The sequence below is a fragment of the Halomonas sp. MMSF_3323 genome, from assembly GCF_030733595.1.
In the GTDB taxonomy this organism is placed as follows: domain Bacteria; phylum Pseudomonadota; class Gammaproteobacteria; order Pseudomonadales; family Halomonadaceae; genus Halomonas; species Halomonas litopenaei.
The window spans coordinates 22,581-38,499 of the sequence record NZ_JASHIT010000017.1 but is presented as its reverse complement, the minus strand read 5'-3'; the positions used below and the strand labels follow the sequence as shown (position 1 = coordinate 38,499).

15 protein-coding genes are annotated in these 15,919 nt (G+C 67.0%); 7 read left to right on the top strand and 8 right to left on the bottom strand.

What is annotated here, in order from left to right:
* Positions 1–202: 202 nt before the first annotated feature.
* From RBB39_RS10440 to RBB39_RS10425, 4 genes are read left to right on the top strand one after another with little or no spacing between them, the layout of a single operon-like run.
* Entirely contained in the window at positions 203–748 is a 546-nt protein-coding gene (locus tag RBB39_RS10440) for a (2Fe-2S)-binding protein (protein ID WP_045991771.1), read from the top strand.
* Positions 735–3,110: a molybdopterin cofactor-binding domain-containing protein gene (locus RBB39_RS10435; RefSeq protein WP_083970253.1), complete on the top strand. Its 2,376-nt coding sequence runs from the start codon at positions 735–737 to the stop codon at positions 3,108–3,110. Before RBB39_RS10440 ends, RBB39_RS10435 begins: the two co-directional genes overlap by 14 nt.
* Positions 3,111–3,170: 60 nt before the next feature.
* Complete coding sequence (locus RBB39_RS10430) at positions 3,171–4,175, top strand: XdhC family protein (RefSeq protein ID WP_045991772.1); 1,005 nt, start codon at positions 3,171–3,173, stop codon at positions 4,173–4,175.
* Positions 4,165–4,830 (top strand): NTP transferase domain-containing protein, encoded by a 666-nt coding sequence (locus tag RBB39_RS10425; protein WP_083970254.1) that lies wholly within the window; start codon positions 4,165–4,167, stop codon positions 4,828–4,830. Before RBB39_RS10430 ends, RBB39_RS10425 begins: the two co-directional genes overlap by 11 nt.
* A 102-nt stretch (positions 4,831–4,932) precedes the next feature.
* Here the strand turns inward: RBB39_RS10425 and denD are convergent, their stop codons facing one another.
* The 5 genes from denD to ltnD form a co-directional block, all read right to left on the bottom strand.
* The gene (gene denD / locus RBB39_RS10420) at positions 4,933–5,904 is read right to left on the bottom strand and encodes a D-erythronate dehydrogenase (RefSeq protein WP_306169079.1); all 972 of its coding nucleotides are present in this window, start codon (positions 5,902–5,904) and stop codon (positions 4,933–4,935) included.
* Between the two features lie 112 nt (positions 5,905–6,016).
* Positions 6,017–6,814: a 2-oxo-tetronate isomerase gene (gene otnI, locus RBB39_RS10415; protein WP_306169078.1), complete on the bottom strand. Its 798-nt coding sequence runs from the start codon at positions 6,812–6,814 to the stop codon at positions 6,017–6,019.
* Positions 6,815–6,906: 92 nt separating this feature from the next.
* Positions 6,907–7,554 carry a 3-oxo-tetronate 4-phosphate decarboxylase gene (gene otnC / locus RBB39_RS10410; protein WP_045990915.1) on the bottom strand — a complete coding sequence of 216 codons (648 nt, stop codon included), beginning with the start codon at positions 7,552–7,554 and terminating at the stop codon, positions 6,907–6,909.
* On the bottom strand, positions 7,551–8,843 hold the full coding sequence (gene otnK / locus RBB39_RS10405) for a 3-oxo-tetronate kinase (protein ID WP_306169077.1): 1,293 nt from the start codon (positions 8,841–8,843) through the stop codon (positions 7,551–7,553). Before otnK ends, otnC begins: the two co-directional genes overlap by 4 nt.
* Positions 8,844–8,900: 57 nt before the next feature.
* A complete protein-coding gene (gene ltnD, locus RBB39_RS10400) occupies positions 8,901–9,842 on the bottom strand; it encodes an L-threonate dehydrogenase (RefSeq protein WP_045990913.1) in 942 nt (313 codons plus the stop codon).
* A gap of 502 nt (positions 9,843–10,344) precedes the next feature.
* Between ltnD and RBB39_RS10395 the strand changes: the two genes are divergently transcribed.
* A complete protein-coding gene (locus tag RBB39_RS10395; protein ID WP_306169076.1) occupies positions 10,345–11,376 on the top strand; it encodes a LacI family DNA-binding transcriptional regulator in 1,032 nt (343 codons plus the stop codon).
* Between the two features lie 106 nt (positions 11,377–11,482).
* Here the strand turns inward: RBB39_RS10395 and RBB39_RS10390 are convergent, their stop codons facing one another.
* The 3 genes from RBB39_RS10390 to zapE all read right to left on the bottom strand — a co-directional run bounded on the left by RBB39_RS10390 (position 11,483) and on the right by zapE (position 13,813).
* Positions 11,483–11,686: a CsbD family protein gene (locus tag RBB39_RS10390; RefSeq protein WP_045990910.1), complete on the bottom strand. Its 204-nt coding sequence runs from the start codon at positions 11,684–11,686 to the stop codon at positions 11,483–11,485.
* A gap of 187 nt (positions 11,687–11,873) precedes the next feature.
* Positions 11,874–12,368, bottom strand: coding sequence for a GNAT family N-acetyltransferase (locus RBB39_RS10385; protein WP_306169075.1), 495 nt, complete (start codon positions 12,366–12,368; stop codon positions 11,874–11,876).
* A 110-nt stretch (positions 12,369–12,478) separates the two neighbouring features.
* Positions 12,479–13,813 carry a cell division protein ZapE gene (gene zapE / locus RBB39_RS10380; protein WP_306169074.1) on the bottom strand — a complete coding sequence of 445 codons (1,335 nt, stop codon included), beginning with the start codon at positions 13,811–13,813 and terminating at the stop codon, positions 12,479–12,481.
* Positions 13,814–13,966: 153 nt separating this feature from the next.
* Here zapE and RBB39_RS10375 point away from each other — a divergent pair, with 153 nt between their 5' ends.
* Positions 13,967–14,455, top strand: a complete 489-nt coding sequence (locus RBB39_RS10375) for a DUF2946 family protein (RefSeq protein WP_286985740.1) — start codon at positions 13,967–13,969, stop codon at positions 14,453–14,455.
* A 73-nt stretch (positions 14,456–14,528) separates the two neighbouring features.
* Positions 14,529–15,902 (top strand): PepSY domain-containing protein, encoded by a 1,374-nt coding sequence (locus tag RBB39_RS10370; protein WP_286985739.1) that lies wholly within the window; start codon positions 14,529–14,531, stop codon positions 15,900–15,902.
* Positions 15,903–15,919: the final 17 nt, after the last annotated feature.

Genomic DNA, 15,919 nt, shown 5'->3' with positions numbered 1-15,919 from the left:
TCAACGTTGCCCACTAGTCGACTGGTCTATAGTATCGCGACATCGCTTATTAAGAGGCAGATGGTGTGCCAGTTACGGCATCCCGACCGTCCTCGCGTCCCCTGTTGCCCCAAGAACGGGTAAAAGGGACGCATACAAGAAAAATCAGAAGCACCAACGGACCCTGAAGCTACGCAATGAAACCAGCGAGGAACCAGCCCCCATGACCAGCTTCACCCTGAACGGCGAAGCGGTGAGCGTCGAGGTGGATCCCCAGACCCCACTGCTGTGGGTACTGCGCGATACCCTGGGCCTGACCGGCACCAAGTTCGGCTGCGGCATCGCCCAGTGCGGCGCCTGCACCATCCACTTCAACGGCTCCGCCACCCGTAGCTGCGTGCTGCCGCTGGCCGCCGCCGAAGGTGCCGAGATCACCACCATCGAAGGCCTCGACGCCGACGGCAACCACCCGCTGCAACAGGCCTGGCGAGAAGAGCAGGTGCCCCAGTGCGGCTACTGCCAATCCGGTCAGATCATGCAGGCGGCCGATCTGCTCAAGCGCAAGCCTTCCCCCAGCGATGACGAGATCACCCAGGGCATGAGCGGCAACCTGTGCCGCTGCATGGCCTACGTGCGCATCCATCGCGCGGTGAAACGCGCCTCCTCGCTTCAGCAGGGTGGCGTCGAGACCTTCGACCCCGCCTCCGCTACTGCTGCCCGCAGCGAAACCCGTACCAGCGCCGAGGAGCCCCGCCATGAGCCGGTTTGATGACACCCTGGCGGCCCATCGGGGCGCTTGTGCAGTCCGCAGCGATACGTCACCAGCCGACCGCCAAGCTGGCCCCGGTCTTAGCCGCCGCGGCTTTCTGATCGGCACCCTGGGCGCCAGCGCAGTGCTCGCCTTTGGCCTGCCCGGCATGGCCTTCGGCGCCGCCGACGCGGCCAGCGAGGCCCTGGCCAAGGGTCGCTTCGAGCCGACCCTGTGGTACGCCATCGACGCCCAGGGTCACGTCACCCTGCACTGCACCAAGGCCGAGATGGGCCAGCACGTGGGCACCAGCCTGGCCCGCCTGGTGGCCGAGGAACTCGAGGTCGACCCGGCGACGATCGCCATCGAATACGTCGACAGCGACCCCAAGTGGGGTTACATGATCACCGGGGGCAGCTGGTCGGTGAACCACAGCTTCCTGCCGCTGTCCCGTGCCGGCGCCGCCGGACGCCAGGCGCTGATCGAAGCAGGTGCGCGCCTGCTCGAGGTCGACGCCGCCGACTGCCAGGCCCGTGACGGTCAGGTCATCAGCGGCGACAAGCGCATCGGCTACGGCGAGATCGTTGCCAGCGGCACCCTGTCGCGCAGCTACAGCGCCGAAGAGCTTGAAGCCATCGAGCTCAAGCCGGCCTCCGAGCGCCGCGTGCTGGGCACCTCCGGCCGGGCCCAGGACATCCCCGCCAAGACCACCGGTGAGGCCGTCTTCGGCATCGACGCCAAGGTCGAAGGGATGCTCTATGCCCGCCCGGTGCTGCCGCCTACCCGTTTCGGCTCCCGCGCCACCTCCATCGATGACAGCGCGGCCCAGTCCATCGCCGGCTATCGCCAGACCATCCGTCTGGAAGACCCCTCGGGCCTGTGCCAGGGCTGGCTGGCGGTGATCGCCGACAACTTTTCCGCCGCCATGCGTGCCACCGATGCGCTGAAGATTGAATGGGAAAACGGCTCCGGCATCTCGATCACCGAGGCCGACATTCTCGATGAAGGCCGCCGTCTGACCCAGTCACCGAGCCGTGACAACGGCGCCCTGTTCGTCGATATCGGCGAGGTGACGTCCACCCTCGAGCAGGCCGCGTCCACCGAGGACGTGTCGCTGATCGATGCCACCTACACCACGTCCAGCGTGCTGCACTTCCAGCTCGAGCCGGTCAACGCCACCGTGGTCGAGCGCGACGGCCACTGGCACGTCCACTGCGGCAACCAGCAGCAGTCCGTGGCGGTGCCCCTGGTGGCCAAGGCGCTGGAAGTCGACGAGAGCCAGGTGACCTTCCACCAGTACTATCTGGGCGGCGGCTTCGGACGCCGTCTCTATGGCGACTATGCCGTGCCTGCTGCGCTGGCCGCCAAGGCCGTGGGTGCCCCGGTCAAGATGGTCTTTACCCGCCCCGATGACAGTCGCATGGATTGCGTGCGCTCACCCTCGGTGCAGCGGCTGCGCTCGGCCCTGGCAGCCGACGGCGCCATCCAGGCCAGCGAACACGCCGCCGCCGCCGGCTGGCCCACCGCCGATATCGCACCCGGCTTTCTCGGCGAATTCGTCGAAGGTGGCGGCAAGATCGATTCCTTTGCCATCAGTGGTGCCGACCACTGGTACACACTGGGCGCCCAGCGGGTGTGGGCCCAGCAGAACCACAAGGCCCACGAGGCCTTCGTTCCTGGCTATCTGCGCGCGGTGGGGCCAGGCTGGACCACCTGGGCGGTGGAGAGCCATATCGACGAACTGGCGCTGGCCGCCGGCCAGGACCCTGCCGAGTACCGCCGGAACCTGCTCAAGGCCGAAGGACGCAACGCCGGCGAGGCGCCCAACAGCGTCGGCGGCGCCGAGCGCCTCAAGACAGTGCTCGAACGCACGCTCGACAAGGCCGGCTGGAGCGAGCGCGACGCCCTGCCCGAGGACACCGGTCTCGGTGTGGCGCTGAGCTTCGGCCAGGAACGCCATATGCCGACCTGGGTGGCCTGTGTCGCCCGCGTCAATGTGGATCGTGCCAGCGGCGAGGTGACGGTCGAGAAGCTGACCTCGGTGGTGGATGCCGGCACCCTGGCCCATCCCGACGGTGCCATGGCCCAGTTGGAGGGCTCCCTGCTGTGGGGCCTGTCGATGGCCCTGCACGAAGGCACCGAGTACGCCGAAGGCCGGCCTGCGGACCTCAACCTGAACAGCTATACGCCGCTGCGCATGCATCAGGTGCCGGAGCTGGACCTTGAATTCGTCGACAACGACCACACCCCGGTCGGCTTAGGCGAGCCAGGCACCTGTGTGGTGGCACCGGCCATCGCCAACGCCATCGCTCACGCCACCGGCGTGCGCCTGCGCGACCTGCCGATGCGGCCGGAGGCGCTCAAAGCCGCACTGGGGGCCTGACCCGTCACCCGAGCGCCACGCTGATCGCGTGGCGCTCGTCACACACAGGACACGCTGACCATGCAACATCTGGATCTTAGGGTGGTGCGACGTGCCCTCGCCTGGCTGCGCGACGGGCGCACCCTGTGGCTGGCCACGGTGCTGTCCACCTATGGCTCATCGCCACGCGAACCCGGTGCCTGGCTGGCTGCCACCCGTGACGGTGATCACGTTGGCTCGCTGTCTGGCGGCTGCGTCGAGGAAGACTTTCTTGAGCGCCTTGGGCAGGGTGATTTCGATACGCCGGTCAGGCGGGTGCGCTACGGCGCCGGCGACGACGTCGACTACCCGGCGCCCAGCCTTCCCTGCGGCGGCGTGCTCGATGTGCTGGTCGAACGCTTCGCCCCCGACCAGGCGGCACTGGCGCACTTCTCCGCCCTGGAGGCGGCACTGGAAGGACGCAAGCCGCTGATTCGCCGCGTAGACCTGGACAGCGGCGCGCGTTCACTCGTTCAAGACGATGGCCTGGGTGATCGCGTCGTTCTGGTCGATGGGAATGGTGAGGCCAGTGCGCAACTGCGCGTCGGCCCAGCCGCCCGACTGCTGCTTGCCGGGGTCTCGCCGGTGGCCGTCGCCTGCGCCCAGTTCGCCGTGGGGCTCGGCTTCGAGGTGATCGTCTGCGACCCTCGGGAAGGCATGCTGGAGTCCTTTATCGATGAACTCGGGGCCGCCTCCGGCAACATCGAGAAAGTGGCGACCCTACCGTCCCGCTTTATCGCCGAAGGCGGCTGCCATGCTGCCACGGCGGTGGTGGCGCTGACCCACGACCCGCGCATCGATGATCTGGCGATGATCGAGGCGGTACGCTCCGAGGCGTTCTATATCGGGGTGATGGGATCGCTGCAGACGTCCCGGGCGCGGGCCGAGCGGCTATCCCGCAGCGGTGGCCTGAACGCTGACGAGATCGCGCGTATCCATATGCCGATCGGCTTGAACCTGGGCAGCAAGACCCCGGCGGAGATCGCCCTGGCGGTGATGGCCGATATCGTTCGGGTACGCCGGGGCAAGGACCGCCATGCGCTCTAGCGGCCAGTCGGGCACTCCTGCTTCAACCCCCTCTCGTGAGGATGGCCGCCATCCGTCCCACGCCACCCCGCTGATCTGTGTAGTAGCGGCGGCGGGTCGTTCACGGCGCTTCGGCGCCGCGGACAAGCGCCATGCACGCCTCGAAGATGGTCGCCGGCTGCTGGCGGCAAGCCTTGCGGCGGCGGCCGAGCTGACCCCTCGGCGGCTGGTGGTGCTGGGGCCGAGCGAGAGCCTCGCCGACTGGGCCCGTGCACCTTCTGCCAGCCTCGAGCTGCTGTCGCTTGAACGTCCCAGCGACGCCCTCGGCGACAGCCTGTCGGCGGCCTTTCGCTGGCTGCTTCAGCAACGCCAGCAGCAAAGTCCTGAGCTCACCGCAGCGGCGGTATGGCTCGGCGACATGGCCTGGATCTCGGCGCCGACTTGCCGCCGGCTTGCCGCCAGCGCCAGGGCCGACCGACTGGTCAGGCCGCGCTTTCACGGCCAACCCGGCCACCCGGTGATCGTTGGCTGCGACTTCTGGCCCGAGATGACGCAGCTTCACGGCCAGGACGGCGCCCGAGCGTTACTGCACCGCCACCGCCAGGCACTGCTCGAGATCGACGTCGATGATCCCGGCGTGGTGCGCGACCTGGATACCCCCGAAGATCCACGCTAAGCACCCTCGCTAAGGGCTCTCGCCAAGAACTCTCGCCAAGCCCCCGCGCTAGGCACCCGCGCCAGACCCTGGGCAACCGCCTTCAGCCCCGATTCCCCACCGCTAGCCCGTCGCCTGATCCTCGACAAAGGCCTCGACGATGGCATCGAAGTCGCTGTCACCGACAAAGCCAAGGGCCTCGGCCTTGTCGGTACGAAAGCGCCCAGGCCAGCTCTCGACGATGGCGCGGATACGCTCATCCGGCTCGAAACTCACCAGCTCCCGCGCCTGAGCGCCACCCTGACGCTCCAGCGCGTCGAGCATGGCCGCCACGCTTACGCTGATACCCGGCAGCATGAAGGCGCGGAAGTCACCCAGGGCATCGGCGGCGACTTCGGCGCCGTGGACCAGCGCCTGAACCACCTTGCCAGGCGACATCACGAACAGTTCGAGCTCGGTGGGCACCGGGCACACCGCGGCCTCGCCGTTCAGGGGCTCACGCAGGATGCTGGAGGCAAAGCTCGAGGCCGCGGCGTTGGGCCGGCCTGGACGAATGACGATGGTCGGCAGGCGCAGCACCAGACCGTCGATCAGGCCGCGCCGGCTGTAGTCGTTGATCAACAACTCGCACATGGCCTTCTGGCTGCCGTAGGAGCTCTGGGGCCGCAGCGCGGTCATGTCGTCGAGCACCTCGGGCAACTCGCCGCCGTACACCGCCACCGAACTGGCCATGATCACCCGGGTCGTGGCCAGGCCGCGCTGGCGGCAGCCGTCGAGCAGCGCCCGGGTGGCGTCGAAGTTGACCGCAAGCCCCAGCTCCAGATCGCCCTCGGCGGCAGAACTGACCACCGCTGCCAGGTGGTAGATCACGTCCGGGGCGCCATCCAGCAGGGCGTCCCAGGCTCCCTCTTCGGTGAGGTCCCGAGCGGTGGACGTCACCGCCACCTGGCCCGCGTCATGCGGGTGGGGCGGCGTGCTCTGGTCGACCAGGGTCAGGCGCGAAAGCGGCTGGCCGTTGACCTCGCCCTTGGCCAGCAGCGCCTGGACCAGACGCTGGCCAAGGAAGCCGGCTGCACCGGTTATCAAGATATGCATGGGTGTTCTCCTCCTTTGGGGACGATGGCCCACGCCGGGCGCTGCCCCAGCGATACACCAGAGGCACCAGTCATCAAGATATGCATGGAAGCCCTCCTCCTTCGGCGGCGAGTTATTTGGCAACGACACCATGGGCGCGCGCCCAGCCCAGGCCATCGACGGTGTCACCTGCGGGGCGGTATTCACAGCCGACCCAGCCGTCATAGCCAAGGGCGTCGAGACGCTCGAGCACCGGGCCAAAGTTCACTTCCCCCTGGTCCGGTTCATGGCGCTCCGGGACCCCGGCAAGCTGCACGTGTCCCACCACATCGAACTGGCTTTCCAGGGTACGGATCAGGTCGCCCTGGACGATCTGGCAGTGGTACAGGTCGAACTGCAGCCGGAGGTGGGGCGAGCCGACGCGCTGGATCACTTCCCTGGCAAGCTCCTGGCGCTGCAACAGGAAGCCCGGCATGTCGCGGCCGTTGATCGGCTCGATCAACAGGGTACGCCCGGCCCGGCCACAGGCCTCGGCGGCATGGGAAAGGTTGTCGACGTAGGTGGCCAGATGGGCCTCTCGGGTGGCCTCGCTGGCGCCTTGCGGCAGCAGCCCCGCCATGGCATGCAGGCGCGGACAGTCGAGCGCCGCGGCGTAGTCGAGCGCACGCTCGAGCCCCTCGCGGAACTCCCCCTCGCGCCCCGGCAGGCTGGCAAGGCCTCGCTCGCCGGCCTCCCAGTCGCCGGGGGGCAGGTTGAACAGCACCTGCGTCAACCCATGTTGGTCGAGCCGCTCACGCAGTTCGTGCGCCTCGAAGTCGTAGGGGAAGAGGTACTCGACGCCGGTAAAGCCCGCCTTGGCGGCGGCGCCAAAGCGGTCGAGAAAGTCGTGCTCGGTGAACATCATGCTGAGGTTGGCGGCCAGGCGGGGCATCTCGCTCTCCTGATTGTCATTGTCGTGCGGGCCTCGCGTCGGGGGCCCAGTATCGGGGCCGTGTCGACACCCCCGACGCCAATAGCCCCGGGTCAGTCGCGGGGGAAGCGTGCTTCGAGTTCCTCTACCTGTTCTGGCGTCAACCCTCGAGGATTCTGGCCGCGCAGCAGCAGGAACAGCTTGGCGGTCTCCTCGAGCTCTTCGGTGGCGTAGACCGCTGCCTCCAGCGACTTGCCCGCCACCACCGGGCCGTGGTTGGCCAGCAGCACCGCGCTGTGCTTGCCGGCGAGCCCACGTACCGCGTCGCCAAGGCTGGGGTCCCCCGGCACGTGGTAGGGCACCAGCGGCAGGCGGCCGACGCGCATCACGTAGTAGGCGGTCAGCGGCGGAATGCAGTCGTGGTGGTCCACATCCGGCAGGCAGGATACCGCCACCGAGTGGGTCGAGTGCAGATGGACGATGGCCTCGGACTGGGGCCGCTCGGCGTACATCGCCATATGCAGGAAACTTTCCTTGGTCGGCTTGTCGCCATCGAGCCATTCCCCCGTCGCCGACAACGTCGAGATGCTGGCCGGATCGAGTCGTCCCAGGCAGGCGTTGGTCGGGGTCATCAACCAGCCGCCGTCGTCCAGACGCACACTGATATTACCGCTGGAGCCCATGGTCAGGCCGCGGTCGAACAATGACTTGCCGTAGGTCGCGATCTGCTCGCGCAGACGATTGACGTCACGTGCACTCATTGGCTCATCTCCTTGAGCACCTGAAAGCCGCGGCTGAAGATATCGACGCCGCCGAAGTTGCCGGACTTGAGCGCCAGCGACAGGGTCGACCCGCCGACGCGGGCCTGGGTCCAGGGCACCCCGGCATCGATCTGCCCGCCGATATGCAACTGGTCCAGCGACAGCGCCGAGACCACCGCACCGGAGGTCTCGCCGCCGGCCACCAGCAACCTGCCGACACCTTCGTCCACCAGGGTGGCGGCCAGGGTCGCCAGGGCCCGCTCGACCAGCTCGCCCGCCTTGGCCACACCCAGGCGCTGCTGGGCGGCCTTGACCCGCTCGGGTGCAGCCGAGGCGTAGACCAGCACCGGTTCATCCGGCGAGTCCCGATAGTGGCGACGCACGAAGTCCAGCGCTTCGGCGATGGGCGCGTCACCCTCGGCCAGCGCCAGCGGGTCCAGGGCGATCCCCGGATGGCGCTCGAGGAAGTGCTCGACCTGGGCCAGGGTCGCCCGCGAGCAGCTACCGGAAAGCACCAGGGCCTGCCCCTGGACCGTGGCCAGCCGAGCCGCGTCGTCGACCGCCTCAAGCCAGCCCTTGCGCCGATACTCGGCGGGCAGCGCCTGGCCAAGGCCCGAGCCGCCGGTGACCAGGGGCAGCTCGACGCAGGCCGCAGCCAGCACCTCAAGGTCGGCGTCATCCAGGGTGTCACAGATGACGTGGCGGACCTTGTCACCTCCCAGGCGTTCGAGGTGGCTGGCACAGGCCTCGGCGCCCTGGCGGATCACCGAGTGGGACAGAAGCCCCACCGCATGCGACGTCTGCGCGCCCAGCACCCGCACCAGATCGGCGTCGGTCATCGGATTGAGCGGGTGATCCTGCATGCCGCTGTCGTTGAGCAGACGATCGCCGACGAACAGGTGACCCTGATAGACCGTGCGTCCGGTGGTCGGAAAGGCCGGCACCATCACCGTCTGATCGCCGCCCAGACGCTCGAGCAGGGCATCGGCTACCGGGCCGATATTGCCCTCGGCGGTGGAATCAAACGTCGAGCAGTACTTGAAGAAGACCTGGCGTGCGCCCTGTTCGGTCAGCCAGTCCAGCGCCGCCAGGCTGTCGGCCAGCGCCTCCTCCACCGGGCAGGTGCGCGACTTGAGCGCGACGACCACGGCGTCGACACCTTCAGGCAGCGGCTTGCCGGTAGGCACGCCAAGCATCTGCACGGTGCGCATGCCGGAGCGCACCAGATTGTTGGCCAGGTCGGTGGCACCGGTGAAATCATCGGCGATGGCGCCGAGTACCAGAGTCATGGTCAGTCCTCGTCAAATACGGTGAATAAAGGGGAGGAACACAGCCGCGACGCGGCCTTATCCGGCGTCGTCGTCATTGGCCGCGGGCAGTGCGATCCCTGCGGTGGCGGCGTAGACCTTGACCACCGCGGCGTCGTCTTCGCGTCCCAGCCCCATGCCGCTGGCGGCGGTAAACTGCTGCAGGGCGCTGGCCGCCACTGGCATCGACAGGCGCAGTTCGCGGCCGGTGTCGTGGACGATGTTGAGGTCCTTGACGAAGATGTCCACGGCCGACAGCGGGTGATAGTCGCCGTCCAGAATGTGCGGCACCCGGTTCTCGAACATCCACGAATTGCCCGCCGACTGGGTAATCACCCGGTACAGCGCGCGACCGTCGATGCCCATCTTCAGGCCCAGCGCCATGGCCTCGGCGGCGGCGGCGATATGCACCCCGGCCAGGTGCTGATTGACCAGCTTGACGCTGGAGCCAGGCCCCGGCGCGTCGCCCAGCCGGTGGACCGTGGCCGCCATGGCACCAAGCGGTGCCTCGGCCAGGGCGAAGGCCTCGGCACTCCCGGAGGCCATCACCGACAGCTCTCCGCTGGCCGCCTTGGCCGCCCCGCCGCTGATCGGGGCGTCGAGCATCATCAGCCCAGCCTCTGCCAGTCGGCGTCCCAGGGATTCGGCGAAACTCGGAGCCACGGTGGCGCACTGGATCACCAGGCTGCCCGACGCAAGCGTCGCTGCCAGGCCATCTTCTCCAAACAGCACCGCCTCGACCTGATCGGCGTTGACGACCACCAGCAGCACCACGTCACAGCGCGGCGCCAGCTCGCGGGCCGACGCCACCGCCTCGCCACCGGCTTCCTCGAAGGCCTGACGGGAGGCGCTGGAAACGTCGCAACCGATCACCTCAAGGCCGCCACGCAGAAGGCTTCGGGCGATGCCCATGCCCATGGCGCCAAGTCCCACCACGCCACAGACAGGGGATCCGGCGGATGTCGTGGATGATTCACTCATGCTGCTCTCCGGTAACGAGGCCGTCAGGGCCGACAAACAAGAGTATGGCCTGCTTCGACTTCATCTGCGGAAGGAGCAGGGAGGCGGTATCTGTCCCCGGCACACCGAAGGCCAGCGACCAATACCGATAACAGGACGATAGGGAATCCGGTCGGCGATGATGGGTGAAGATCAGCGCTGCTGCCCTGTAAAATGTTAGCGCTAACATTTTTAGTCCAGAGTCCCTTGTTGCACAAGCACGAAAGCGATAGGCATCGACCAATGTCTAACTACCGCCGTGATCCCGGTGTCGGGACCATGGGTGCCCCGAGGCGTGCAGCGCTTGATCCAAGCTGCCCTGCATGAAGCGCTCGGCATCAGCCGCTCGAGGCCGAGGCGCTGGGCCATGTCCCCACTGACCTGCGACGCAGGGACAGCCTGGGAACGAGCGAGCCAGCGCGCCCCATTCGGCATACCATGGAAGGCAGGCGTCCCTCTGATGCCATCGATCAAGGAGAGTCCGATGAACGAGACCCAGGGCGGTGATCGCCGCCGCCGCAAGGGCCTGGACAACCCGACGCTTGACGACGTCGCCCGTGAGGCTGGAGTTTCCTCGATCACCGTATCCCGGGCGATTCACCGCCCGGACAGCGTACGCGAGACCACCCGCAACAAGGTGGAGGCGGCGATCGCCAAGGTTGGTTATGTGCCCAATATGGTGGCCGGTAGCCTGGCCTCGGCCAGCTCGCGTTTCATCCCGGTGATCGTGCCGTCGCTGTCCAATGTGGTGTTCGTCGAGGTCATCCAGGGGCTGCAGGCACAGTTCGACCAGCACGGCTACCAGATGCTGCTGGGCAACACCGACTACAGCATGCAGCGCGAAGAAGAGCTGATCCGCACCTTTCTCGGCTGGTCCCCCACCGCCCTGGTGACCACCGGCCTGCGCCACCAGCCGGGGCTAAGCGCGCTGCTGGAACGTTTTCCTCGACCGCTGGTGGAAATCATGGAACTGGGCCCGGCACTGGACATGAACGTCGGCATGGACCACGAAAAGGCAGGCGCCGCCATGGCCGATCATCTGATCGCCCGGGGCTACCGTCATATCGTCTTCGCCGGCACCCGGCTCGAGTCCAACTATCGCGCCGCCCAGCGCTACGCCGGCCACCGCGCCAGGCTCGAGAAGGCCGGACTTGCGGCCCCGCTGATGGAGTGGCACCAGGACAGCCACTTCGACCTTGGCGCCACGGCGCTGGACGAGGTCCGTCGCCACCACCCGGGCGTCGAGGCGATCCACTTCGTCGACGATGTGATGGCCAGCGGCGCCCTGCTGGGCGCACAGCGCCGGGGCCTGCGAGTGCCCGACGACATCGCCATCGCCGGGTTTACCGGGCTGCCCTTCGGCCGCTCGCTGATGCCGCGTCTGACCACCATCTCCTCCCCCCGCGAGGCCATCGGCCGGCTCGCCGCCTCGCAGATCATCGACCGTCTGGAGGGCCGTGACCCCGAACGCCAGATCGACGTCAGCTTCGCCCTGCTGGAAGGTGAGAGCACCTGAGGACACCAGACCTGACCCACAACGAACAACGGGGAGTCACGATGACTCCCCGCTGGTACAAGACGTTGCCTGCCCGCACGGGCGACAGAGCCCGCGGCACTCGCCGCTACTGATCGAGCCGACCCTTGAGCTTGTCAAACTCCTTCTCCACCTCTTCTCTGGCCAGGCCAAACTTCTGCTGGATGATGCCGATCAGCTTTTCCTTGTTGCCTTCGGCCTGCTGAATCTCGTCGTCGGTGAGTTCTCCCCACTTTTCCTTGGCGGCACCGCTCAGTTCCTTCCACTTGCCTTCGATGGTGTGCTTGTCCATGGCATGATCTCCGGGTCAGTCGATCTCATAAAGGTAGATGGCATACTCCTGACGAAGGCTAGCCTGCGGCAAACCCAGCGGCTAGCCCACCCCACCACACACCTTCGTTTTTTATAAACAATTCAATCAGATAACTTCCGTAAAAGACTGTTTGAGCACAGTCCATCCTCCGACCGACCTTTTCACTTCACCCATCAATCAGCCGCCGCCGCATGATGGTGACCCGCTCACCCAGATAGTCGAGCTCTTCGAGTTCTTCCCATCCCAACCGGCGATACAGTGACTGCTGATCCGGCGTGTAGAGGTGAAGCCACTCGATGCCGTGGTCGCGGGCCTCCCGCTCCACCCGTCGTACCAGCGCGGAGGCGAGCCCCTGACCGCGTTGTTCGGGCGGCACGTAGACCGAGGCGAGCCACGGTGACAGTTCCCGGCGAATACTCATGTCATCCGGCGACAGGCTCGCCGTGCCCAGGGGCTGTCCCTCCTTCATCGCCACGAACACCGAGGGCACCCCGGCCGGACCGCACATCTGAGCCACCGCCTGGCGCCAGCCGTCGATGTCGGCCTCCGGATGCAGGTGCCCCCAGGCGTCAAAGGTCCAGTCGGCGACCTGGTCAAGCTGTTGCGAAGCGGTGCTCAAGCGCTCGATGGTGATCCCGTTCATCTGTCGATTTTCGTCCATTGCTGTCCACTTCCGTCTATTGCCGTTCACTTGTGAGCGTTATTGTCCCTGCCGACACTTTTCGACGGCGCCTGCCGATCGCGGCCTCGCCCAGGCTGACGCCGCAAGGATCAAGGCAACCGGCGCTGCCCGAAGCGCACCAGCTGCATTTCGCCAAGCCGGCTCAGAGTGCGCCGGAAGGCAAACGCCAGATAGCCATCGGGATAAAGCTCCTCCATCGCCACCGACGCCTCGATCACCAGCGGTACCCGGCGGTCGTAGCATTCGTCGACCAGGGCAATAAAGCGACGCACGCTGTCGTCCCTGGCCCCCAGCGGCGGCAGTACGCGATCACCGGCGGCCACCCGCTCACTGGCGTCTTCTGTGCCACGAGCGATGGGACGCGGGGCGCCCGGTTGCCGATCCGGCGCGGCTCTGCCGTCGCTGTCATCCTCGTCAGGCCTGGAAGCCAGGCATGGCACCTCCCCCAGCAACAGCGTATCGAAGCGATCACATAGCGCGATAAAGTCGAGCGCCGCCAGCGGCGCCTCGCACAAGGCCGCGAAGTCGCACCACAGTACCTGGCCTTCGAGGCCTCTGGCCTCCAGCTTGCGGCCGCCAAGCGCCAATGTTCGGGGCGTCGCCGCCCTGCCGCTCAGCCGAACAAACTGCTCGGACAGGATGCCGGGGTCGCCGGCCCTACGCACAAAATAGCGCTGGTGAACGTCGCCGGGATGGCGGCGATGATCCTGACCGCCATCCAGTTCGAGCACCTGAAGATGGGCCTGCATGGCGGCGATGGCCGGCAGGAAACGCTCGCGATTGAAGCCATCGCGATAGAGCTCGGCCGGCGGCTGGTTCGAGGTGGCCACCAGAGTCAGGCGTCTGGCGAACAGCTGCTGCATCAGCCCGCCCAGCAGCATGGCGTCGGCGATGTCCTCGACGAACACCTCATCGAGACACAGCACCCCGACCTCGGCGGCAAGCTCCTCGGCGAGCCTTGCCAGCGGGTCGGGCTGTCCGCGCCAGTAAAACTGACGCTGGTGCACCCAGCGCATGAAGTGATGAAAGTGCCAACGACGCACCGTCACCGGACTGCATTCGACGAACAGATCCATCAGCCAGGTCTTGCCACGACCCACCGGACCCCAGAGGTACAGGCCCCGGCTCGACACGCCGCCAGCGAGTTCCTGCTGCAAGGCGTCCAGCGCCTCGACCGCCCGGGCCTGGGCGGCATCGGCAACCAGATGTCCCTCCTCCAGCAGCGCCTGATAGCCCAGCGACAACGGCTGACATCGAGTCTGGTTCAGCGGCCCATGGAGCGGCCGATCCAGCCGTTGACTGCCACGCGATGGCGCCTCTCGGTCCGGCCCAGGATGCGGTTGCAGGCCTTCACCGCTTGCTTCATCGATCCCGCCGCCGATCCTGTCACCGGTCCCTTCGCCCTCTTTGTAGCCGTCACTCATCGATAGATCCCTGGCTGGTGGTATCGACCCGTGTGCCCCCATTGCCGCCGGCACAGGTCCCTCGGAAGAGCATGCCTCCACCGTGGGCAAACGCCAGGCGCTGCACTATAGTGGCCCGTCTGCATATTCCCGATCGCTAAGGTTGCCTCTTTCATGCCCTCAGCCGCTCGTCTCTTGAGCTCCCGACCCCGCCGTCAGCGCCGGGTCTGCCTGCTGGCGGTGCTGGCCATGCTGATGCTGTTCGTGGGCCCACTGATCAGCCAGGTCCAGCGCCTGGCGATGGAGGACGAGGCCGGTCGACAACACCACCATGGACATGGTCACCACCAAGGCCTGGCTCAAGGCACCGGACAAGGCCATGCCCAGCATGATCCCACGCCGAGCGCCGCGGAAGTAGAGGGGCACGGCACGTTTGAGCCTGCCGCCGAGGGGGCGGTCGGTGACGCCGGACATCATCACCTGGCCGCCTGTGGCTACTGCGTACTGTTTGCCCAGGTGCCGTGGCTGGCCCTGCTGTTGCTGGTATTGGTTAGCCTGGCGCCGCGGGCCCCGCCGGCACGTTGTGCTGCAGGCATTCCCCCCGTTGTCAGCGGGCGCTTCCAGCGTCCGACTCCCCGCGCCCCTCCCGCGTCATTGTCGTGATCCATCGAGGCCACCGCCTCCAGAGCCACCGAACGGCATCGCCGTCGGCAACTCCGCCTTCAAGAGAATGACCATGACGACGCACGCGAAACCCGTTGCGCCGGCGCTGAAGACGCTGGTGATACGACTGCACTTCTATATCGGCCTGCTGGTCGGCCCCTTCATCTTCTTCGCCGCCCTCACCGGCACGCTCTATGCGCTGACCCCGGCACTGGAGCAGGCACTGTACCGGGACGCGCTGACCACCGGTTCGGACAGCGCTTCCGCGACCTTGGCCCGGCCATTGTCACGCCAGATTGCAGCGGCCCAGGACTATCTCGATGATTCCGCCCTGCCCAGCGCCGTGCGCCCGGCCCCCGAACCCGGCGCCACCACCCGGGTGATGTTCGCAGACCCAAGCCTTGATGCCGGCGAACACCGGGCCATCTTTGTCGACCCGCAAAGCCTCGAAATCCGTGGCGACATGACCGTCTACGGTACCAGTGGGGTACTGCCGCTACGCCGGATCATCGACCAGATCCACCGCAGCCTGATGCAGGGCGATCCCGGCCGCCTCTACAGCGAGTTGGCCGCTTCCTGGATGTGGCTCGCCGCCTTGGGCGGGCTGACCATCTGGGCGGTCACCCCCTCGCCCCGAGTGCAGCCCGACAAGCAGACCCGCACCGCCCGTCGCTTGCGCACCCGCCGACGCCACAGTCTGCTGGGGCTGTTCCTGTTGGTCGGCCTGCTGGCCCTGTCGGCCACCGGCATGACCTGGTCGAAGTACGCCGGCGACAACTTCTTCACCATGCTCAAGGCCGCAGGCTGGGGGACGCCTCGGGTGTCCCAGTCGCTTCAGGCCCACGACGTCGCCTACGACGCACACGCCGACCACGCCATGCCCGGCGCTCACCCGACCGTATCGGGGTCGCTTGAGGCCTTCGACGCGGTCGAACGCCAGGCCCGTGAGGCAGGCCTCGACGCCGGCAAGATCGAGCTGCTGGTGCCCGGCGACAATCAGGCCTGGAAGGTGCGCGAGATCGACCGTAGCTGGCCGTCCCAGGTGGACGAGGTGGCAATCCATCCGCAAAGCTTCCAGGTGCTGGATCAGGTGAGCTTCAACGACTACCCGCCTGCGGCCAAGCTCACCCGCTGGGGCATCGACGGCCATATGGGCATCCTCTTCGGCCTGCCCAACCAACTGCTGCTGGCCGCCCTCGGCATCGGCATCATGACCATGGTCGGCTGGGGCTACGCCATGTGGTGGCGCCGCCGTGCCCTGACCCGCGACAGCCAGACGCTGTGGCAGGCCCTGCTGGAACTACCGCTGTCGGTGCTGGCGCTCATTTCGCTGGTGGCGCTGCTGCTGGGCCTGGCGATGCCGGTAATGGGGGTAAGCCTGGTGATATTCCTGACGGTGGACGCCCTGCGTACCCTGGTCGCGGCACGCCGACGCGCTACCGGCTAGGCCCCACATCAGTAAAG